The organism is Corynebacterium sp. LK14 (assembly GCF_008042215.1).
In the GTDB taxonomy this organism is placed as follows: Bacteria; Actinomycetota; Actinomycetes; order Mycobacteriales; family Mycobacteriaceae; genus Corynebacterium; species Corynebacterium striatum.
In genome coordinates this window covers 1-21,032 of sequence record NZ_NOVQ01000018.1, presented here as the reverse complement: position 1 = coordinate 21,032, position 21,032 = coordinate 1, and the positions used below count along the sequence as shown (strand labels likewise).

General features: G+C 61.7%; 10 protein-coding genes and 1 pseudogene. 6 read left to right on the top strand and 5 right to left on the bottom strand.

Features of this window, described 5'->3' with window-relative positions:
• Positions 1-403: 403 nt before the first annotated feature.
• The 3 genes from CHU71_RS11720 to CHU71_RS11710 all read right to left on the bottom strand — a co-directional run bounded on the left by CHU71_RS11720 (position 404) and on the right by CHU71_RS11710 (position 13,389).
• Positions 404-9,466, bottom strand: a complete 9,063-nt coding sequence (locus tag CHU71_RS11720) for a type I polyketide synthase (RefSeq protein WP_147761166.1) — start codon at positions 9,464-9,466, stop codon at positions 404-406.
• A gap of 128 nt (positions 9,467-9,594) precedes the next feature.
• On the bottom strand, positions 9,595-11,409 hold the full coding sequence (locus CHU71_RS11715) for a long-chain-fatty-acid--CoA ligase (RefSeq protein WP_255456445.1): 1,815 nt from the start codon (positions 11,407-11,409) through the stop codon (positions 9,595-9,597).
• A gap of 246 nt (positions 11,410-11,655) precedes the next feature.
• The gene (locus tag CHU71_RS11710) at positions 11,656-13,389 is read right to left on the bottom strand and encodes a long-chain-fatty-acid--CoA ligase (RefSeq protein WP_147761164.1); all 1,734 of its coding nucleotides are present in this window, start codon (positions 13,387-13,389) and stop codon (positions 11,656-11,658) included.
• Positions 13,390-13,589: 200 nt separating this feature from the next.
• Here CHU71_RS11710 and CHU71_RS11705 point away from each other — a divergent pair, with 200 nt between their 5' ends.
• Positions 13,590-14,084 carry a hypothetical protein gene (locus tag CHU71_RS11705; protein WP_086892150.1) on the top strand — a complete coding sequence of 165 codons (495 nt, stop codon included), beginning with the start codon at positions 13,590-13,592 and terminating at the stop codon, positions 14,082-14,084.
• 37 nt (positions 14,085-14,121) lie between these two features.
• Here the strand turns inward: CHU71_RS11705 and CHU71_RS11700 are convergent, their stop codons facing one another.
• Positions 14,122-14,493, bottom strand: coding sequence for a DoxX family protein (locus CHU71_RS11700; protein WP_147761163.1), 372 nt, complete (start codon positions 14,491-14,493; stop codon positions 14,122-14,124).
• Positions 14,494-14,826: 333 nt separating this feature from the next.
• The gene (locus CHU71_RS11695; RefSeq protein WP_147761162.1) at positions 14,827-16,545 is read right to left on the bottom strand and encodes a long-chain-fatty-acid--CoA ligase; all 1,719 of its coding nucleotides are present in this window, start codon (positions 16,543-16,545) and stop codon (positions 14,827-14,829) included.
• An 80-nt stretch (positions 16,546-16,625) separates the two neighbouring features.
• Here CHU71_RS11695 and mshA point away from each other — a divergent pair, with 80 nt between their 5' ends.
• The 5 genes and pseudogenes from mshA to CHU71_RS11670 all read left to right on the top strand — a co-directional run.
• A complete protein-coding gene (gene mshA / locus CHU71_RS11690) occupies positions 16,626-17,891 on the top strand; it encodes a D-inositol-3-phosphate glycosyltransferase (protein ID WP_147761161.1) in 1,266 nt (421 codons plus the stop codon).
• Between the two features lie 20 nt (positions 17,892-17,911).
• Entirely contained in the window at positions 17,912-19,045 is a 1,134-nt protein-coding gene (locus CHU71_RS11685) for a sensor histidine kinase (protein WP_082778540.1), read from the top strand.
• Positions 19,045-19,701, top strand: a complete 657-nt coding sequence (locus CHU71_RS11680; RefSeq protein WP_061920336.1) for a response regulator transcription factor — start codon at positions 19,045-19,047, stop codon at positions 19,699-19,701. The genes CHU71_RS11685 and CHU71_RS11680 overlap by 1 nt, the downstream gene beginning before the upstream one ends.
• A gap of 69 nt (positions 19,702-19,770) precedes the next feature.
• Positions 19,771-20,451, top strand: a complete 681-nt coding sequence (locus CHU71_RS11675; RefSeq protein WP_061920338.1) for an ATP-binding cassette domain-containing protein — start codon at positions 19,771-19,773, stop codon at positions 20,449-20,451.
• Positions 20,452-20,638: 187 nt separating this feature from the next.
• A pseudogene (locus CHU71_RS11670) lies at positions 20,639-21,032 on the top strand (hypothetical protein); the annotation flags it as partial.

The window sequence follows — 21,032 nt, the reverse complement described above, 5'->3', positions numbered from 1 at the left end:
CATTGACACGTATTCACGGAAACTTGCAGGTTAGGGCCTAACCCCCGACCTGTCCACTTTCCGGGGGTCAGGCCCGGGAAACTCAAAAAATCAGCTGGAACGTGTTGTTGACGTAGAACTTCCAGGACCAGCGAATAGTGAACTGCGTAGTTTTGTTCGTAATGCAGTTTCGTTAGCTCATTCAATAAAACACGCACCGAACTCATCGCGCCGTGAAGCTGGCATAATCGCTGATTCCGTAATCATGCTTGTCAATATTTTTCGGCGGATGTTTGAAAGCGTGTGATGGAACATTTAATTGAAAAGCGTTGGTGAGCAAATATCGTCGCGACATAGAGCCAAACGAGGTTAGTCCGAAAGGAAAGGGCCAGTTCTTACTTGAACTGGCCCTAATTGCTAGAGGTTACGCACCCGGGAATTCACCGTTGCTGCCCAGGCGCGCATCGGCGTCGAGGAGCATGGAGATTTCCGCGGCCTTGTCGGCGTCGACGAGGCCGTAGCCGTCAATCATCACCTTGGCGTCGGCGTGCGGCAGGCGGCGGCCGTCGATGATCTCAAAGAGCGGCGCGCGGCCCAGCATGCCGGCCTCGAAGCGGGCATGACCCGCGGCGAGGCGCTGCTCGGCACACTCGCGCCAAGCAGCTGCAGCGTCAGTGCCGCGCTGCTTGGCGACGGCCTTCTCAAACACGCCCGGGTGCGCGTACACGATGAGCGCGCCGACGTGTCCGAAGCCGAGCGAGGTGAGCGCCGCGGCCTTGACCGGACGGCCAGCGGCCCCTAGGTCGAGCGGCGAACGCAGCCACACCAGGTTCTTCGCCTTCGGTGCGATGAGCGGATCAACGCAGTCCAGCGACACGTTGGCCGGGATGCGGCCGGTGCGGAAGACGTCGATGATACCGCCGGTCTGGAAGAGCGCGGCGCCGGCCTTGGAGTGGCCGGTGAGCGTCTTTTGCGAGATGACGAACATCGGCTGCTCCGCGTCGCGCCCGATCGCCGGCCACAGGATGGAGTGCAGCTCGGACTCGTTCGGGTCGTTGGCGTTGGTGGAGGTGTCGTGCTTAGACAGGACCGAGACGTCGTTTGGCGTCAGCCCCAGCCCGCGCAGCGAGCGTGCGAGACGAGAGTTCTCGCGACCACGACCGGCGCCCAAGGCGCCGAGGCCCGGAGCTGGAATGGAGGTGTGGGCGCCGTCGCCGTAGGAAGCGGCGTGGGCGACCACGGCGAGCACCGGAAGGCCCAGCTCTTGCGCGAGACTACCTCGCACAAGCAGGACGGTGCCACCACCCTCGCCCTCGAGGAAGCCGCCGCGGCGGCGGTCGTTGGCGCGGGAGATGAAGCGCTCGTCGATGCCCTTCGCAGTCATCGCTGCGGTCTGCGCGGTGGCGTTCATGTCGCCAAAGCCCTGCAGCGACTCGACCTGAACGTCGTCGATGCCACCGGCGACCACGACGTCGGCCTTGCCCAGTGCAATCTTGTCGACGCCCTCCTCGATGGACACCGCGGCCGTGGCGCAGGCACCGATGGGGTGGATCATCGAGCCGTATCCGCCGACCAAGGACTGCATGGTGTGAGCCGCGATGATGTTCGGCAGTGCTTCCTGCAGGATGTCGGATGGGCGCTCCTCGCCGAGGAAGCGGGAGACGAAGACCTTGTGCAGGGACTCCATGCCGCCGATGCCGGTGCCCTGCGTGGTGGCAACCTGGCCTGGGTGGATGGACTGCAGCAGCTCAGCAGGGGAGAAGCCGGCCTGGATGAAGGCGTCGACGGCCGTGACCAGGTTCCAGACCGCCATGCGGTCGAGTGCGTCGAGCATGTGGTCCGGGATGCCCCAGCGGGCGGCGTCGAAGTTGTCTGGCATCTGCGCGGCCACGGTGCGGGTGAGCGTGGCCTTGCGCGGTACCTTTGCGGTGGCGCCCTTGCGGCGGGTGACCTCCCATTCGCCGTCAGCCTCGCGGATGCTGGTGAACTCTGGGTCGGCCTCGGCGATGTCGCGGGCGGTGGCCTCGGAATCGACGGTGAAGGTGATGTCGCGGTCCAAGAACACTGTGGTCAGGTCGATGGAGCCGCGGTCAACCAGGTGGTACTTATCGGTGAGCTCGCGGACGCCGGCGCGGGCCACGACCTCGTCGTGGAAACGCTCGTAGATGTCCTCTTCCGCAATCTGTTCGTCAGTCTCGCCGATGAACCAGCCCGGCGTGGGCTCCTCGTGCCATGCGATGAGGCCGGTCATCCACGCGAGCTCGATGACACCGGCGGCGGTCAACTCGGCGGAGCCGTCGCGCTGCAGACCATACTCGGCCTCGAAGCGGGTGCGGCCGGAACCCCAGGAGCTCACCTCGCCGATACCGGCGATGACCACCATGTCGTCGAGGTCGGTGGTGATGTCGCCAAGTTCCTCAGCCAGCTGCGGCTGCACCGGGCGCGCCGGAGAAGGCAGTGCCTTGATGCGGGCGGTGGTGTCCTTGGAGGCAGCCTCGGCAGCGGACTGCGCAGCAGGCTTCTCGACCTCTAGGGAGGTCAGCGAGAAGCCTTCGAGACCGCCGGTGAGGTCTGCCTCGATCGGGCGTTCGGTGGCGCGGGCGCGGGACTCGGCGGAAGCTAGGTCTAGCAACTCAGAGGAGATTTCCTCCGGCGACCACACGTGGATGCCGGCCTTCTGCGCGGCTGGAACGAGGACATCGTTGCCGCCCATGAGGTGAGTGCCTGCGACCCAGCCGATCTTGGCTTGCGCAAGGGTGACGCCGGCAGGCCAACCAGCCTCGACGTTCCACTTGGCCAGGATGGCGTCGAGCGCGGCTTTGACTTCGCCATAAGCACCGTCGCCGCCGAAGGTGCCGCGGTTGGGCGAGCCCGGCAGGACCACGTGGCACCGGGTGGGGCTCGGGGCCTTAACCGCGAGGTCAGAGAGACCGCCGATGAGGCGCTCGACCGACCACAGCAGCAGGCGAGCCTGGGTCTCCGTGGAGGAGCCGGCGTCTGCAAGCGAGCCGGAAACAGACGGTGCCGCGAATGGGAATGCCAAGGTTGGGGTGAGCGCTGGCTTGAGAATCTTCACCTCGTTGCCCACGGATTCGCGCTGCTCGGAGCCGATCCACTCCACCAGGGAGTCCACGTCGCGGAAGCTGGTGAGGTTGGCCGGAACCAACCACAGGGCAGATCCCTGGCGGCCGTGCTCGGCGTAGAGGCGGCGGGCGAATTCCTTACGGGATTGGGTCACTCGCGATGCCGTCATGATGACGGTTGCGCCGCCTGCGAGGAGGCGCTCGACAAGCGCGGTGGCGATGGAGCCAGGAGCGGCACCGGTGACGAGGGCGACGTCGCCGGCGTAAGCGCCGTGTTCGGTGGACTCGGCGGATGTGGCTATCTGCTCGAAGCGGGCAGAGTTGACGGCGGTGTTCCCCGAGCGTGCCCACCAACGAGCCTGTTCAGCCACGGTGGCGCCGGCGCCCTGGAAGGCGGCAGGCTGCGCGCGCTCGTCGTCAGCTGCGATCTCACCGAGTGCTACGCGGGCGAGGCGCTCGCGGGCGGTGGCCCAGGCGTCGTCGAAAAGCACAGCGTGTGCCGCGTCGAAAGAAGGGGTGACGGACTTGAGCCAGCCGGAACCGAGCTCAGCCTCGACGGCCTCGATGACCTCGGTGTCTGGGGCGGTGACCTCGGCCGGCTCGGCGACGTGGCCGAGCTGGGTGAGGACCTGGCGGGCCACGGTGGCTAGCACGCCGTTTACACCGGTCACGGTCTCGGCGTAGGCCTCGAGGGCAGCGGAATCCACGACCCCGCCGGAGGCTCCACCTGCGGCAGCGCCCTTGGAGATACTGGCGCCGTGCGCATTGGCGACGCCTTGGACGGCGGCGTCGATAAGCTCGTGCGCCGCGGACTTGCTGGTGGCGCTGGACGGAACCGTGTTCAGGCTGCCGCCGCGGACGGAATCCTCGTCGCGGGAGCCGAGCAGGATTTCAGCCTCGACGTGGGCGACCCAAGACTCGGGCAGGCCCCAGGTGCCGGTGACGTACTCGGCCACCGCGGTGGGCTTGAGGCCCGCAGCGCCGAGCAGCTGGCGCAGGCGTGCGGTGACGGCTTCGCCAAGGACGCTGCCGAAAGGCGCGTAGCCAGGGGCGGCGGCGTTGACCTTTTCGCGCAGCGAGGCGACGTCGGCGTCTGCGGCGCCGTCGATTGCAGGCACGCCGATCTCAGCGGACATGTCCATCAGGAGCTGGTTGCGGCGCGAGGAAACGCCGTTGGTGAGCTCCTCGATGTTTTCGGAGTCGTTGATCTGGTCGATGCGGATCTTGTTCTGGAACGCGAAGAGCACCATGATGGCCTCGGCCGCGCGGAAGGTGAGCTCGGGGGCGGCACCTGCGGAAGGCGCAGCCGGGGCAGGAACTGCGGGAGCGGACTCGGCCGGGGCTGGCGCGGATTCAGCGGCCGGGGTGGCTGGAGCAGCTGGGACCGACGCGGCCTCGACAGCCGGTTCCTCTGTCTCGGGGGCGGTCTCGGGCTCTGGTGCTGCCTGGACGTCCTGGAGCATGACCTGGTCTTGATCGCGCTCGACGTTGAATACGGGCAGGTCGCGGCCTGCCACGGCCAGGGAGCGCTTGGCCAAGTTGGTCAGGGTCGGGGAGGCGGCGAGGCCGACCTCGATTAACTGATCGACCTCGTCGAAGAGCAGTTCCTGGGTCTCAATCCAGCGCACCGGGGAGGCGAACTGCCAGGACAGCAGCTCGATGAGGAGCAGGCGGGCGAGGGCCTGCGGCTCAAGCGAGGAGGCGTCGAGGCCGTCGAGCTTGCCAGAAGGAGCCATCGGAGCCACGGTGTCGACGAATTCTTGGGTCAGCTCGAACGGCACTGCCACGAGGTTCGGCACGTAGCGGCCGGCCAGCGCGTCGAGGTCGAGCTCAGCCGGGAGGAGCTCGTCGAGCTTCTCCGCAAACGCGGCCACGCCATCGCGCAGCACGCGGGAGTGGAACGGGACGTCGATGCCCGGAACCATCACGGCTGCGCGTTCTTTGACAGCGTTGGCGCGGCGGACCAGCTCGCGCAGGCCGGCCTTGGTGCCAGCCACGGAGTACTGCTGACCGCGGATGTTGTAGTTGACGATTTCTAGGAACTCGCCGGTTTCTTCTGCAATGGAGGCGACGTAGGCGTCCACCTCATCGCCGCTCACGCCGATCATGTTCGGACGCAGCGCGGCCATGGCGTACTCGGAGTTGCCCTCCGCGTCGCGTGGAACGAGGCTGCCCATTGCGGAGCCGCGGGAGTAGACGATGTCGATGACCGCTTCGAGGTCAAAGATGTTAGCCAGCGATGCCAGAGCAGTGTACTCGCCGAGGGAGTGGCCGGCGTACATCGAGTTGGAGCCGATGGCGTTGTTCTCACGCAGGCGCTCGGTCTGTGCGTACGCCACGACTGCCAGGGCGACCTGGGTGAATTGGGTCAGGTGCAAAACACCCTGTGGGTGCACGAAGGTCTGCTCGCCGACGCGCAGGGACGTGGGATTGCCGTCGATGATGTGACGGATGCTAAAGCCCAGTGCTTCGCGGGTGTGCTGGTCGGCGCGGCGCCATACCTCGCGTGCGGCTGGGGAAGCGTCGCGGTCGCCCTTGCCCATGCCCTCGGCTTGGATGCCCTGGCCTGGGTAGACATAAGCGGTGCGCGGCTGTGCAAGCAGTGCCTGGCCCCGGGAAACGACCTCGCCGCCTATGCGGCACGTGACCTCGAGGGCCGCGTGGATACCCTTGCGGCCCACGCGCTCGACGACGATGTCAATGACATCGTGCAACTGAACCATGCCGTACATGGAGTAGGTCCAGCCCACGACCTGGCCGTGCCGCGCGGCCAGGTGTTGCGCAGTGGCCGAGAGCCACATGCCGTGGACTAGCGGTGCCTGAAGGTTCACCAGCTGTGCGGCGTTATAGGAGGTGTGAATCGGGTTGTAGTCGCCGGAGACCAGAGCGAATGGGGTCATGTCGTGCGGCGCGGTGACCACGGCGCGGTCCACGAAGGATCGCGGAGTGGATTCCACCTTGGAGGCAGACTTGCCGCCGCCCCACTCAGGCGCAGGCTTCGGCATCGCGGTGCCGGTGGCGCGGCCGCGGATGGCAAAGCGCTGCATCTGGGTTGCGACGATCTCTTCGGTGCTGTGGTCTTTGAGCTCTAGCTCTACGGTGACGATGCGCCCGGAGACGGACTCGTCGATGGCGGTGCACTTGGAGGTGACGTCGATGCGGCGGCCGTCGGCGAGAGTCGCAAGCGGAACGCGGACGTCCACGACGTGGTCCAAGTGCACAGCATTGAGCAGGCCCTCGATGACGGGGTAGCCGTCCTCCAAAAGGCCCGAACCTAGCGCGGTGTAGATGGCCGGCCAGCAGGGGCCGACGAGGGCGTCCGGGGTGCCCACGGTGGCGTCCTCGCTGGCAGGAAGTGCGGCACCGGTGACTGCGGTGTGCGCCTCCAGCAAGGAGGCCGGCAGGTGGAAGGAGTAGTGGGCCACGCCATAAGGTGCGTCCTCGCTGATTGAACCTTCTTCAATGCGCGGCATCTGCGTGATCTCGTCGCCCTGCTCAGACATGGAACCCACGCCGGCCAGGCCCTCAAGCAGAGTGAAGACGGAGGCCGGGAGGCGCTCCTCCGAGACCACCGGGGAGCCGCCGGTAGCAACGCCCTCGGGAAGATCGACGGGAACGGTGACCTCGCGGACATAGAACGGGCGCTGGTCCTCCGGCAGGTAGTCCCAATAAGAATCGGCGGTGATGACGATCTCCCAGTTGCCGTCCGCGTCTTGGCGCAGGCTGTAGGCGTTATCGTCCATCTCATAGGCCGGGTTGGCCATGAGGTGGCCATGCCAGACCAAGGTCGGTGCGGCCTTGATGAAGGCGGCCTCGTCCTGTGCGGCCTGCAGGCGGGAGAAGACCTGCTGCGGGGTCTGGCCCGCGGCCAGCAGGGAGTCCGTGGTGGCCTGTTCGAAGCGGGCAAGCAGCTCGGCTACCGGCTCGTTCTTCTTGGTGATGCCAGCGACGGCCACTGGGCCCGGGATGATGCGCACCTGGTCTGCGGTGTAGCGCTCGTCCTGTGCCTGCCACAGGGTGTCTTTGCCGAACCAGACCTTGAGGTCGCCATCGATGGCAGGCACCCACGGCATCGGCTTGACGTGCTTGTAATGCAGGGAAATCCACCATGCGGCGTCGCGCGGGGACACGCTTGTCGACGTCGCCTCCGGGTAGGCCGCCAGCAAACGCGCCGCCGCGGCCGGAGCGTCGTGGACCTCGTCGATGGAGCCAAAGAGGGTATCGATCTCGCCGTGGTCAGCGCTGTTGAGACGCGCCTCGATGCAGTGGAGGAGGTCGAAGAAGCGGTCATCCCACGTGGGGTCCACGAACGGGTGAGCCAGTTCGACGAAGCGCTCGAGCCATTCGGCGTAGGTCATTTTCTCGACGTCGCCGAAGTAAGGCTTCGACGTCTTGTTCAGCGCGGTGATGATTTCTTCGCGGCGGGCGGGGTAGTCCTCGATGCTCAAAGAAGTGATGAGACGGGAGGCAGCCGCAAAGGAGTTGTCCAGGTCGTGGATGTCTGCCAACAAGTGCGACTGGGAGGAGGCCACGCCGTTGGTACAGGCACCGCGGCCGACCCAACCATCATTTTCGGTTGGTGAAATACCGGAGGTTTTCACCAACAGGTCCTTGACGGAGTCGGTGGCCTTAGCCTCCTTGGTGGCCATGGCGACGGTGCCGATGAACACGGCGTCGACAGGCATGGCGTGCAGTTCATAGGCCTGTGCCCACTCGCCGGTGAGGTAGTCCGCCGCGCGCTCCGGGGAGTAAATGCCGCCGCCGACGGCGAGGATGACGTTGCGGTGCGCGCGGACCTCGGCGTAGGTTTCGAGCAACATGTCATCGAGGTTGACCCACGAGTGGTGGCCGCCTGCGTGGCCGTCCTCGACCTGCATGATGATCTGGTCGTCCGGGTAGGCGGCAGCGATCTTGAGGACGTCGCGAATCTGCTTCGCAGTGCCCGGCTTGAAAGAGATGTAAGGGAAGCCATCGGCATGAAGCTGGGCGAGGAGCTCGCCGGCCTCGTCTACCTCCGGGATACCCGCGGAGATACACACGCCGTTGAAGGAAGCACCAGCGGCGCGAGCCTTCGGCACGATGCGAGCCTGGCCGAACTGCAGGTTCCACAGGTAGCGGTCGAAGAACATGGTGTTGAACTGCGCAGTGCGGCCTGGCTCCAGGTGCTTTTCCATCACGGCGAGGTGAGTGCGGAAGACCTCGTCGGAGTACATGCCGCCGCCGGCCATCTCGGTCCAGTGCCCGGCGTTGGCTGCTGCGGCCACGATCTCGCCATCAGCTGAGGTCGGCGTCATGCCACCCAGCATGATGGGGGACAGGCCGGTGAGATCAGAGAAGCGGGTTTGGGTAAACGTGCGGCCGCCCGGCAGCTCGACAACGCGCGGCGCGAATTCGGAGTAGTCCACGGACGTGGGGAGGGAATTTCCGGGGATTGCTAGAGCATCGAGATCCTGCAGGCCGCCCGCAGACACCACGACGATGCCGCTGCCTTCGACGACGCGCTTAGTGATGTTGGCCAGCGAGCGATCCAACACGATGAAGTGACGAGACTTCAGCTCAGCCAGGACATGCGGCCAGTTGTGCTCGTGGACCAGGATGGATTTTGCCTGCTCGCGAGCGTTTTCAACGTCGAGGCCACAGGTGGTGGCCAGTTCGACGGTGCGCTCGGCAGCGGGCGCGAGAATGGCGTTGTGGAAAGGAAGAGCCACGGGCAGCTCGGTGTATTGCGGCTCAAGGGGGTCGCCGCCGATGGTGCGCTCCTCGAGGGAATCGTTGAAGGCCTGTACTGCGGAGTCGAGCGCTGCGCGGGTTGCAGCGAGATCCTCCGGGGATCCGGAGAGCGCAAAGTGCTGGCGGGCGTTGACCACGGCGATTACCGTGGCGCCGCGCAGGTTCTCCGTGATGAAGTCACGGGAAAGGCCACGGATGGACAACATCTGGGAACGGGTATCGGAACCGTTGACGGCGTTGGCGGCGGTGCCCATCAGCAGGGCGAGGGCTAGGGCTTCCGCGGGCTTGTCGACGGCCATTTCGCCCAAGGATCCCTGGGAGTGTCCGGCGGTCTCGTTGATGATGACTCCGAGGTTGCGCAGCTGTTCGATGGTGGCGATTTGGCTGAGCACGATGCCGGGGATAGATACGGCCGGGGAGGCATCGAGCGCGGCGGCAGTGGCAGCATCCCCTTCGAGCAGTTGCTCGAGGCGCTCGATGGCGCCTGGGCAGGTCGAGGCGATGGTTCGTGCGGCAGGGCCGGTGATGCGGCGGGCCTCAGCGAGCACCTCCCGCAGGTTCTGTGCGGTGGCGGGGGCCTGCGCGGCATCGCTTAGCGTGGCCTGCCAATTGGAGCCTTGTCCTGCGAAAATGACGGCTGGATTAGGCATGGAATGTAATGGAGTCAAAGACATTTTCCCTCTTAAAGTCTGGTGACGTTTGAAATGCGCTTAGTTAGTGTGAAAAAACTAAAAGCGATTACGCCACCGTAGCCTACTTGGGCGTAGGTATGTGCTTGACGCGTCTTAATGTGAGGTTTTTCTCATGTTTGAGTGGAGGGGGGTGACTTGGCATCTGCCGGGCCGGCTGCGGCATGTGCGTCGGCGTTGGTGTCGGTGGTGGAGTCGCCGTGGTGGTCCGAGCGGAGTTGGTCGGGCTCTTCCAGAAGTGCCATGAGATCAGCCTGTACCTCGCGGCGACGGATCTTGCCCAGTTGATCGGAGGCGAGGTGCTCGAAGTGGTAGAAGGTGCGCGGGACCTTGTAGCGGGTGAGACGCTCACGGCAGAAGTCCTTTAGGGCTTCCGGATCGAGCGCCGCGCCTTCGCGCAGGATGACACAAGCCACGACGTCCTCGGAGCCGTCGTGTCGTGGGCGTCCCACAACCGCGACATTGACCACGTCGGGGTGCTGATTGATGATCGCCTCGACTTCTGCCGGGTAGACGTTGAAGCCGCCGGTGATGATCATTTCCTTGATGCGGGAGACCAAGCGGATGAAGCCTTCCTCGTCCATGACGGCCATGTCGCCAGTGCGGAACCAACCGTTGTGGAAGCTGGCAGCGGTGGCTTCTTCGTTGTGGAGGTAGCCCTGGAAGACCTGCGGGCCGCGGACGAGAAGCTCGCCTTCGACGCCGTCCGGCTGAGTCTCGTCGAGGTTATCTGGATTCGCGATGCGGACCTCGGTGTCTGGGAAGGGGAGTCCGATGTGGCCGGCACGGCGGGCGTCGGTCAGCGGATTGCAGGTGACGACTGGCGAGGCTTCAGTAAGGCCGTAGCCTTCAACTAACACGCCGCCCGTATCAGTCTCCCACTCGGAGACAGTGTGTACGGGCAGGGTGGCAGCGCCCGAGATGGCGTAGCGGATGCCGTTGACCTCGACGCCTTCTTCCTTGGCGGCAGCGAGCACCTTTTCGTAAATAGTGGGTACGGCTGGGAACCAAGTGGGGGTGTGCTTCTTCAAGATGTCCATGATGAGCGGGAGCTGCGGTGAAGGAAGGAGGATGATTTCCGCACCAGCCAGGATTCCTAAGGTGATGGACATGGTGAAGCCATAAGAGTGGAACATGGGCAGCACAGCCATGAAGCGCTCGTGGCTGCGGCCGAGGTCTGGGGCCCAGGCGTCGACCTGCAAGGCATTGGCGGCGAGGTTGCCGTGAGAGAGCTGGGCGCCCTTGGGCTTGCCGGTGGTTCCTGAGGTATAGAGGATGAGCGCGATGTCATCCTTCGATACCTCGGGGAACTTCATGCGGCGGCCGTCGCCACCGATGGCGGTGCTGATAAAGGTGGACCACGGGACGGTGTTCGGGGCGTCGGCGGACAAGGCCTCGCGCTTGGCCTTCAGCGGTGGGAACGGGAGTTTAAGCGCGAGACGCTGGAGGGGTGGCATCTCGTCGATCATGTTCACGGAGATGACCGTCTCGAGGTTGGTGACGTCACGCAGCTTTTCGAGCGTGCAGGCGGCCTTGTCCCAGGCGATGGCTACGCGGGCGCCATGGTCTTGGAACAGGGACTCGAGCTCGTGGGCGGTGTACTGCGGGTTGTGTTCCACGACTGTCGCACCGAGGCGGGTAATGGCGTAGAAGGCGATGAGGTGCTGCGGGCAGTTGGGTAGAAGGATGGCGACGTTGTCGCCGGGGCGGATGCCGAAGGCCTTGAGGCTGGCGGCGGCGGCGCGAACCTGGGCGTCGAGATCCGCGTAGGTCATGGTCTTGCCGAAGAAGTAGGTCGCAGGGTTTGCGGCATTGACCGCGAGGTTGTTGATATAGATATCAACCAACGTGGTGTCGCCATAGTCGATGGAATGAGGGGTCCGCTCGGCGTAGTGCTGAAGCCAAGCGGCGTTGTCAAAAGCTCCCATGATCATGCCTTCCAGTTTCCGAGGTGAAGTATTAGTTGCAACACAGTGTAGTTGCTAATGTGAGTTAACTAACGTGTTAATTCTTGAAAAGCTTGCTAATGATGGTGAGTTTTTGAGGGAAAGCCACTATAAGGCGCGAATTCTCCTTGTTCTTAGCTAGAAAAAGCCCCGCTCGCAAAAGGTGCGAACGGGGCATTAACTGAAATTTTCGCCTAAAAGGCGAATCAACGTTAGTGGGTGGATGCTTTAGTTCTTCGCCTTATTCTTTTCGAGAAGGGCGATGAGGTCTGCCTGGACTTCGCGGCGGCGAATCTTGCCCAGCTGATCGGAGGCGAGGTGCTCGAAGTGGTAGAAGGTGCGCGGAACCTTGTAGCGAGTGAGGTTCTTGCGTGCGAAGTCCTTCATTCCCTCGGGGTCAAGCGCGGCACCGTCGCGCAGAATGACACAGGCGACGACGTCCTCGGAACCGTCCGCGCGCGGCAGGCCAACGACGGCGACGTTTTCCACGTCTGGGTGCGTGGCGATGACTTCTTCAACCTCGCCTGGGTAGACGTTGAAGCCGCCGGTGATGATCATTTCCTTGATACGGGAGACGATCTTGATAAAGCCGTCTGATTCCATGACAGCCATATCGCCAGTTCGGAACCAGCCGTTGTGGAAGGAAGCTTCGGTGGCCTCCGGGTTCTTGAAGTAGCCCTTGAACACTTGCGGGCCGCGGGCTAGCAACTCGCCAGCCTCGCCGTCGGGCATGGTTTCGTCAAGATTTTCTGGGTTGGCGATGCGGATTTCGGTGTCCGGGAACGGAACGCCGATGTAGCCCGGGCGTCGGTTGTTGTTCATCGGGTTACCTGTGAGGACCGGCGAGGTCTCGGTGAGGCCGTAGCCCTCAACCAGCAGACCTCCAGTGAGCGACTCCCACTTCTCCACGGTTTCTGGAGGAAGCGCCGCAGCACCTGACAGAGAGTTGTGGATGCCGGTGATATCTGCGCCCTTTTCCTCGGCTGCCTCGATGATCTTGGAATACAAAGTAGGAACACCAGGCAACCAGGTTGGGCGGTGCTTTTTCATGATGTCCATGATGAGCGGGATCTTGGGGGCCGGAGTAAGTACCAACTCGCCGCCTACATACACGCCGAGGGCTGCGATGAGAGTCAGGCCGTAGATGTGGAACAGGGGCAAGGCGGCGAGCATGCGCTCGGGCTTAGCACCGAAGTTAGGAACCCAGGCCACGCCCTGCTTGACGTTGGCGCACACATTCGCGTGGGTAATCTCAGCGCCCTTTGGTTTACCGGTGGTACCGGAGGTGTACAAGATGATCGCGGTGTCGTCGGGTTTTACCGGTGCGTCCTCGAGCTTGTGGCCGTTGCCGCCGATGGCGGTGCCGGTGAGCACGTTCCATGGAACCGTATTCGGGGCAGCGGCAGTGAGCTGATCGCGCTTTTCCGTAATAGGCGGAAGTGGGATGCGCAACAGGAGTTGCTGGCGGCGCGGCATTGCTTCGGTCATGTTGACGGAGACGATGGTTTCCAGCGGGGTAGTCTCACGCAGCTGCTCGAAGGTCGGTGTCACCTTGTCCCACACGATGGCTACGCGGGCCGCGTGGTCTTGGAACAGCCCCTCCAGCTCGTGTGCGGTGTAGAGCGGATTGTGCTCGACCACGGTCGCGCCTAACTTGAGCACCGCGTAGAACGCCGCGATTTGCTGCGGACAGTTGGGTAGAGCCATGGCCACGCGGTCGCCCGGGCGGATACCGAAGGCCTTGAGGCCGGCGGCAGCGGCACGCACTTGGGCGTCGAGCTCGTGGTAGTTTTGCTGCCTGCCAAAGAACCAGGTGGCTGGCCTATTGCCGCGCTTTTCCAAGTTCTCATTGTAGAAATCGAGCAGCGTGAGTTCACCATACTCGAGGGAGTGGTCGGTCCACTCGGCGTAGCTGGCAAGCCAGGCCTTGGTTTCGAACGCAGACTGTTGGGGATCCGACATGAGAGGTCTCCTTTGGGAAGGCAAACAGTTTTGTTTCGGACAGTATAACCATTTTGTGAACTAAACACTTCTGCTCGCCAAACTTTAGCGACGGGGTAGTTGCCGTCTCTCCTCTGCTCGCCGTGTTTGCGGGCCGCTAGAATCCACATTTGTACACATAGTTCTTGCAGGAACCGAGACGGGGAAGCGGTGAGTGTTTCGTGGTTGCTTTACTTCTCACGGCTGCGGGAATTTACGGTCTCGTTGTAGCGGCGGGCGCGGTTGGTGCTGATTCCGTGGGGTTTGTTGTCACGGTAACGCTCATAGGGTTTGGCTTTGCGCTGTTCGTCGGTGGCTCGCTGGAGCGCTATCTTCCGGCCTCGTTGTGGCGCCGTTTCTCTCTTTCACGTGCTGCCAGCCGACGTTGGGGCGTGGATTGCTTCAACGCCTTTCTCTGGCGAATCGGTTGGAACAAGCACATAGTCGCAATGCGAAAGCGCGAATCGGATGGCAATGAGAAAGAGCCGATCCTGCGGCAAGTGCGCGCCTCTGCGGTTGGGCATTCGTGGTCGGTGCTGCTTCATGTAGCCAGTGCGATTTGGGCGGTTACCGCCGACGGCTGGCTGGCAGCGGTAGTCCTCCTAATGATCGGGATAATTGGCCACGTCTACCCGGTCCTTTTGCAGATCCGCGTTATGGCGCGGTTGAGGGAATAGTCGTTTCAGGCTGTTGCTGCGCTTTTTGGTTTCGTAGCTAGGCTTTTCGCAGTTCAGCAACGTTGTTTGCCAGGATCGTAGCGCTTAGCGCTGTCATGCCGAGGCAATTTATCCAGAATTCTTGTTTCAGGAACTTTGCCCTGATGTGTGCGGTTATTGCACAGGCAAAGTAGGCCAGTACTCCACCGGAAACGACTGTTGTGATTGAAGCATTCTTCTTAAGGGTGCCGGCAATAAGACCCGTTGCGGCGAGCGATTTGATAGCGATGAGCGTCCACCACCAGTTTTCTGGGAAGTTGACGCCATTGAGACATCGCCGAATGAAACGTGGGGGTTTGAACGAGATGAGGGCGTCGCCGGCGAGAACGGCGGCCAGCAAATAGTTTCCATTCTTTGCGGATGAATTCATGTGATTCTCTCCCAGTCGATAGAGATTGAACGACGTTCCTCAAAGCTTAAATGTGTTGTGGGGCATACTCAAGGGCGGGAGAGAGTTTGTTCTGCGTTGTGAGGGTATCGACCTTGGGCCTGCGAGGCGGTGTTGGTCCTGTGCAAAAGCTCCCTTTCACATGGTTGTATGTCGAGTAGAAGTTCGTCAGAAAACGGCCAAAAGCTCCTTTTACCCAGTGATGGGGGCTGAGCAAAAGGAGCTTTTGGAAGGGACCGGGAATTGGGTCAGGAAATCGTCCTGGTCGGGGCCGGGAAGCGCGGCCGAAGGCCCGGCCGGAGGAGGCAGCAGCGGCTACTGCCCAGCCTTCTCCTTTTTCAGGCGCTCGAGCAGATTGGCCTGGACTTCGCGGCGGCGAATCTTGCCCATCTGGTCCTTCGCTAGGGACTCAAAGTGGTAGAAGGTGCGCGGCACCTTGTAGCGGGTGAGCCGCTCGCGGCAGAATTCCTTCAAGCCTTCTGGGTCGAGCGCCGCGCCGTCGGCCAGGTCGATGCAGGCCACGACGTCCTCAGAGCCGTCGGAGCGCGGGCGGCCGACCACGGCGACGTCGTCAATGGCAGGGTGCTTACGCAGTACTTCCTCAACTTCACCTGGGTAGACGTTGAAGCCGCCGGTGATAATGATTTCCTTGATGCGGGAGACCAGGCGGATGAAGCCGTCTTCTTCCATGATGCCCATGTCACCGGTGCGGAACCAGCCGTTGTGGAAGGCGGCTTCGGTGGCCTCCGGGTTGTTGAGGTAGCCCTTGAACACCTGGTGGCCGCGCGCGAGGACCTCGCCCTCGACGCCGTCCGGCTGGGTCTCATCCAGGTTGTCCGGGTTCGCAATGCGCACCTCGGTGTCCGGGAATGGGATTCCCACGTAGCCCGGGCGGCGGTCTGTGCTCATCGGGTTACCCACGATGATGGGGGAGCACTCGGTCAGGCCGTAGCCCTCAACCAGCAAGCCGCCGGTGTATTCTTCCCACTTCTCTACGGTGTCCACCGGCAAGGTCGAGGCGCCGGAGAATGCCGCACGCACGCCCTTGATGTCGATGTTCTGTTCCTCAGCAGACTCGACGATGCGCTCGTAGAGGGTTGGCACACCTGGAACCCACGTCGGAGTGTGCTTCTTCATCAAGTCCATGATGAGCGCAATGTCCGGCTTTGGAATGATGACCAGCTCGCCGCCGATAAGTGGTTGCAGGACCACGTTCATAACCAGGCCATAAGCGTGAAAGAAGGGCAGCGCGCAGAGCATGCGCTCCGGCTTGTCGCCCAGGCCAGGAACCCAGTGCTTGCCCTGCAAAATGACGGCGAAGAAGTTGCCGTGTGAAAGCTGCGCGCCCTTCGGCTGCCCCGTAGTGCCGGAGGTGTACATGATGACGGCAATGGTGTCCTTGGTGATGTCCGCCGGAGGCTCGACGTCGCGCCCGTCGCCACCGATGGCATTGCCCACCAGGCTGTCCCAGGTGACGGTGTTTTTGGCATGCGCCGATAGCTGCCCGCGCTTGGACTTCAAGAAAGGCAGGTACCTGAGGGCGAGCTTCTGGGCGGTCGGCATCGCATCAATCATGTTGATGGAGATGACCGTCTCCAGATTGGTGGTGCCGCGCAGCTTCTCCAGGGTAGAAGCCGTCTTGTCCCAGGCAATAGCGATGCGTGCGCCGTGATCCTTGAACAGACCTTCCAGCTCGTGCGCAGTGTAGAGCGGGTTGTGGAGGACCGCGATGGCGCCCAGCTTCAAAATGGCGTAAAAAGCAACTACGTACTGCGGGCAGTTCGGCGCCACGATGGCCACCTTGTCACCCGGGCGCACGCCGAATGCGCGCAGACCGGCGGCGGCGCGACGGACCTGCTTGTCCATCTCCGCGAAGGTCTGGGTCTTGCCAAAGAAGTAAGTCGCTGGCTTGTCAGGGTTGATTGCCAGGTTGTTGTCGTAAATATCGAGGAGAGTGGTATCTCCGTAGTCAAGGTTATGCGGGGTCCATTCTGGGTAGAACTGGAGCCATTCCTTGGTGTCGAATGCCGACATGGGGTTCAGCACCTTTCGGTTGCGTAAGTTTTAGCATGGGCCAGTATAGCCTCGAATCCGGACGACTAGACTGTTTACCTATGCGCATCGCAATGATTTCACTCCACACCTCGCCCATCGAGCAGCCGGGGTCCGGTGATGCAGGTGGAATGAACGTCTACGTCATCAACATTGCGCGCCAACTTGCCCGGCAGGGCGTCGACGTCGACATTTTCACGCGAGCCACTCGTCCCAGCCAAGGCGAGGTCGTCGAGGTCGAGGAGCACCTGCGCGTCATCAACATCGTTGCGGGGCCTTACGAGGGGCTTGATAAGGAAGACCTCCCTACGCAGCTGGCAGCATTCGCGGGTGGGCTCGTGCAGTTCGTCAAGTGCTTCAATCTTGATTACGACCTCATCCACACGCACTACTGGCTCTCCGGCCAAGTGGGCTGGCTGCTGCGCGATCTCTGGGGCGTCCCGCTCGTCCATACCGCGCACACCCTGGCTGCTGTGAAGAATGCGCACCGCACCGCCGATGACACCCGGGAATCGGAAGCCCGTCGCATCTGCGAGCAGCAGCTGGTGGATAACGCGGATCTCCTCGTGGTGAATACAGAGCAGGAGACTCGCGATCTCGTCGAGCATTACGACGCCGAGCCTTCTCGCATCAAGGTGGTCTCACCGGGCGCCGACACCGAGCTGTTTACACCTGGCACCGACCGCAACACCGAGCGCTCGCGCCGTGAGTTGGGCATTCCTATCCACACCAAGGTCGTGGCCTTCGTGGGCCGCCTGCAGAAGTTCAAGGGCCCGGAGGTTCTCATTCGCGCAACCGCTGAGCTCATTGAGCGCGATCCTTATCGCAATATCCGCGTGCTGTTCTGCGGCGGCCCATCGGGTGCGAACTCGACGCCGGAGTACTACCAGAACCTGGTGCACAAGCTGGGGCTTTCCAAGCACGTGCGCTTTCTTAGTCCGCGTCCGCCGGAGGAGTTGGTCTCTATTTACCGCGCGGCCGACGTTGTGGCGGTGCCCAGCTACAATGAGTCCTTCGGGTTGGTGGCTTTGGAGGCTCAGGCCTCGGGCACCTCGGTCATCGCCTCCCGCGTCGGCGGCCTGCCCATCGCCGTGGCGGATGGGGAGACGGGTGAGCTAGTCGATGGTCACTCGCCGGAGGCCTGGGCGGATGCCTTGGAGCACTTGCTTGACGACGACCCCCTGCGCATCCGCATGGGCGAAGACGCCGTCGGCCACGCCGCGAAGTTCAGCTGGGCCCAGTCCGCAAGCGTTCTTGCCCAGATCTACGAGGAAGCCCTGCACATCGAGGTCCCGGATTGCCATGCGCGCCGGGCAATTGGTTACTAAGTAGCGGGAGAAAAGACTTGATGTCTAAAGGCATGACTTTTCTGCGCACTCTCCGCTTAGGCGATGTGCTGCTTGCGGGCTTGGCCGTGTTACTGGCGCTCTTGTACACCCTGGTACCGGGGCCGCTGCCTATGGAGATCCACATCGTGCAAGCTGTGGTTTCGTGGGCCTTTGTCCCGTTCTTTCTCATTTGGCGGTCGCGGCCTGTCATTGCTCCGGTAGGGATGATTTTCTGTCTAGGGGCATGGGCAATTACCTGGATGCTGGCGCTCCCGACGAATTCTGGATTCTCTCCGTGGTTGGTTGCTGCTCCTTTAGCTGTTTATTCTTCTGCGCGTTTATGTGAAGAACGGTGGATTCCAAAGGCTATTCTCGGCGCAACGTTCGCTGGCACTTTCGCTTCGCCGTTCATGTGGAAGCTGCAACCAGACCTGACCGAGCGATACCGAAGCGGAACGGATTTTCTATTTACTTTCCTTTTCCACTGGCTACTTTTGTTACTCGTTTATGTAGTTGCGGTGCGTTTGCGAGACAAGGAGGTGGAACGGCAGGCGCGACAGCGTGAAGCTCAGGAAGAAGAGCGGCTTCTTATCGCGCGTGAACTACATGACGTACTAGCTCATTCGTTGACCCTCATCAAAGTTCAAGCAAATGCTGGTCTTGTTGCTTCGGGGACATCGGAGGAAGCATTGCGAACTATCCGAACTGAAGCGGACGGAGCGCTCGCGGAGGTGCGTTCAATTGTGTCCTCGCTACGGGCGCCGACAACGCGCGAGCCATCTCGCCAACTATCCGATATTCCCAAGGTCGTGGAAGGTTTTCGCGCTGCAGGCCTTGATATCAGCGCAGATTTACCGAATACCCCGGTGACTCTTCCTGCGCTAACCCAATTGGCTTTGGTCCGGATTATCACGGAGGCACTGACTAATGTGCTTCGCCACCAAGGGACAGGGGCGACAGTTCGCCTGAAACTTTCTGATTCTGCTGCGCTGAGTGTTGAGTCATGGGGTAGACCACAAGGAGAGACATCAGGAGCCGGTGTAGGTTTGGTGGGAATCGCCGAAAGGGCTACAGCATTGGGTGGCTGGGTGCGTACCTCCGGAGACGCTCGGCACTTCCTAGTGGAAGCACAATTTCCGCAGAGGACAACATAATGATTCGAGTACTTCTTGCTGATGACCAGCCGCTGCTGCGCAGTGCGTTGGAAACCATTCTTAATGCCGCAGGGGACATTAAGGTCGTTGCCGCGGTCGGTGATGGGCAAGCAGCCGTCGAGGCTGCAGCTGCGCATTCGCTCGATATTGCGATTCTTGATATTCGGATGCCAGGGATGGATGGAATAGCTGCTGCAAGTGCCCTCTTGGCAAGGAACCCGTCACTTAGGGTGATCATGCTAACGACGTTTAATGAAGAGGAGCTGGTTCGTTCTGCGTTGCTCGCGGGAGTCCATGGTTTTCTTCTCAAAGATTCAGACCCGGAGGTGCTTTTAGGCGCTGTTCGTGCGGTTCATGCAGGAGAAGCCGTCCTAGCAAGCGGAGTGACCGGAACCGTTTTGGAGGGGTATCGCGCAGCGATTGCTGGACGAGCCGAACTATCAGCAGCGCAAAGGCAGGGGCTTGCGTTGGTGACTCGACGCGAGTTGGAAGTGCTGCGGCTGATCACTAGTGGCGCGACTAACCGGGAAATTGCCCAAGAACTCGTCCTCGCTGAGACCACCGTAAAGACGCACGTTTCCTCGCTCATGTCGAAGCTGCAAGCTAGGGACCGCGTGGCTTTGGTGTTGCTAGGCCAAAAAGTCCTACTGCAGTAGGAGAACTTCCGGCCAAGGTTGGTTCTGCTGGGGGATACAGGAAAGAAGCTACGGCGACATACTTCTTTCATGTCCTCATCACTTAGCTTGTCACGTGTCACCAAGTCGTTCGGGAACCAGCGAGTCCTCAACGACGTCTCGCTTTCAGTAACTCCTGGACGAGTACATGCTTTGCTTGGGCGAAACGGCGCGGGAAAGTCCACCCTGATGTCGATTTTGTTGGGACTTTCATCTGCAGATTCGGGAACAATCGGTAAGCTGCCCACGGTCGGTGCGTCCTTGAATGGGCCAGCTTTCTACGGCCACCTCAGCGCACGGAATAACCTCCTTGTGCACACAAGATTGCTTGGTCTGCCCGCGGAGGAGGCCGATCGGGCTCTTGCTGTGGTTGGGCTGGTGGACGTCGGTGGCAAGAAAGCCAAGAGTTTTTCCACCGGAATGAAAGCTAGGTTGGCCCTAGGACAAGCGATTCTCGGCGACCCCGAAGTGCTCGTACTTGATGAGCCGCAAAATGGCCTTGACCCGCAAGGAATTAGTGAGCTGCGTGAGCTGCTGCGTGACTGGGCTGCGCGAGGCGGCACGGTTCTAGTTAGTTCTCACCAACTTGGGGAAGTACTTCATCTCGCAGATGACATTTCTGTGCTTGCACAAGGTGAAATCGTTTATTCGGGGCCTCTGCGTGATTTGGCTCCGGAAGGAAACTTGGAAGAAGAGTTCTTCCGCCTCACCGCAGGGGGACGCAATGTTTAGGCGTCAGCTTCATACCGAGCTGTTGCGCGCTCGCGGTACTTCGTTGGTGTGGTTGCCTTTGATAGCCGTGCCTTTGGTCCTTCTGACATATAACCTTTCTCGCCTTGCATCTCCTGCCACCGATGCGACGGGCGTACTCATGTGGCAATCAATGTATGTCACCGGGATGGCGGCTCCACTTGTTGCAATGTTTGCTGCAGCTGCGGAGGCACGGGAGAAGCGTGCTCGGTTTGGCGGGACGCATATGCGTTTGGCGGGGCTTCCGAAGGTGCAAAGGACGCGATTCTTGAATGCCGAAAGGTTGGCCCGCCTCCTCGTTGTCCTCCTCAGCATCGCTGTATTTCATGTAATTAATTTCGGCGGAAGTTGGTTGGCCGTCTATTCGCGCGAGAATAGCTCACGCATTCTCGCTGTCGGTGTGCTGTGCTTTGTCGGCTCGATTGGTATTGCTGGATTGGCAGCAGCAGTAGCACGCCTGACCAACTTGGTAGTGACACTCGTAGTGTTTGTTATCTGGCAACTATTCTTTGCTCTAAATCCCGTCGTGGAAGCCGACAATTGGTGGATGTGCCCGCCAGCAT

Bases quoted from the DNA above. Each gene is read 5' to 3' on its own strand.
- CHU71_RS11720 (WP_147761166.1), bottom strand. From the start codon at position 9,466: ATGTCTTTGACTCCATTACATTCCATGCCTAATCCAGCCGTCATTTTC.
- CHU71_RS11715 (WP_255456445.1), bottom strand. From the start codon at position 11,409: ATGGGAGCTTTTGACAACGCCGCTTGGCTTCAGCACTACGCCGAGCGG.
- CHU71_RS11710 (WP_147761164.1), bottom strand. From the start codon at position 13,389: ATGTCGGATCCCCAACAGTCTGCGTTCGAAACCAAGGCCTGGCTTGCC.
- CHU71_RS11700 (WP_147761163.1), bottom strand. From the start codon at position 14,493: ATGAATTCATCCGCAAAGAATGGAAACTATTTGCTGGCCGCCGTTCTC.
- CHU71_RS11695 (WP_147761162.1), bottom strand. From the start codon at position 16,545: ATGTCGGCATTCGACACCAAGGAATGGCTCCAGTTCTACCCAGAATGG.
- mshA (WP_147761161.1), top strand. From the start codon at position 16,626: ATGCGCATCGCAATGATTTCACTCCACACCTCGCCCATCGAGCAGCCG.
- CHU71_RS11685 (WP_082778540.1), top strand. From the start codon at position 17,912: ATGTCTAAAGGCATGACTTTTCTGCGCACTCTCCGCTTAGGCGATGTG.
- CHU71_RS11680 (WP_061920336.1), top strand. From the start codon at position 19,045: ATGATTCGAGTACTTCTTGCTGATGACCAGCCGCTGCTGCGCAGTGCG.
- CHU71_RS11675 (WP_061920338.1), top strand. From the start codon at position 19,771: ATGTCCTCATCACTTAGCTTGTCACGTGTCACCAAGTCGTTCGGGAAC.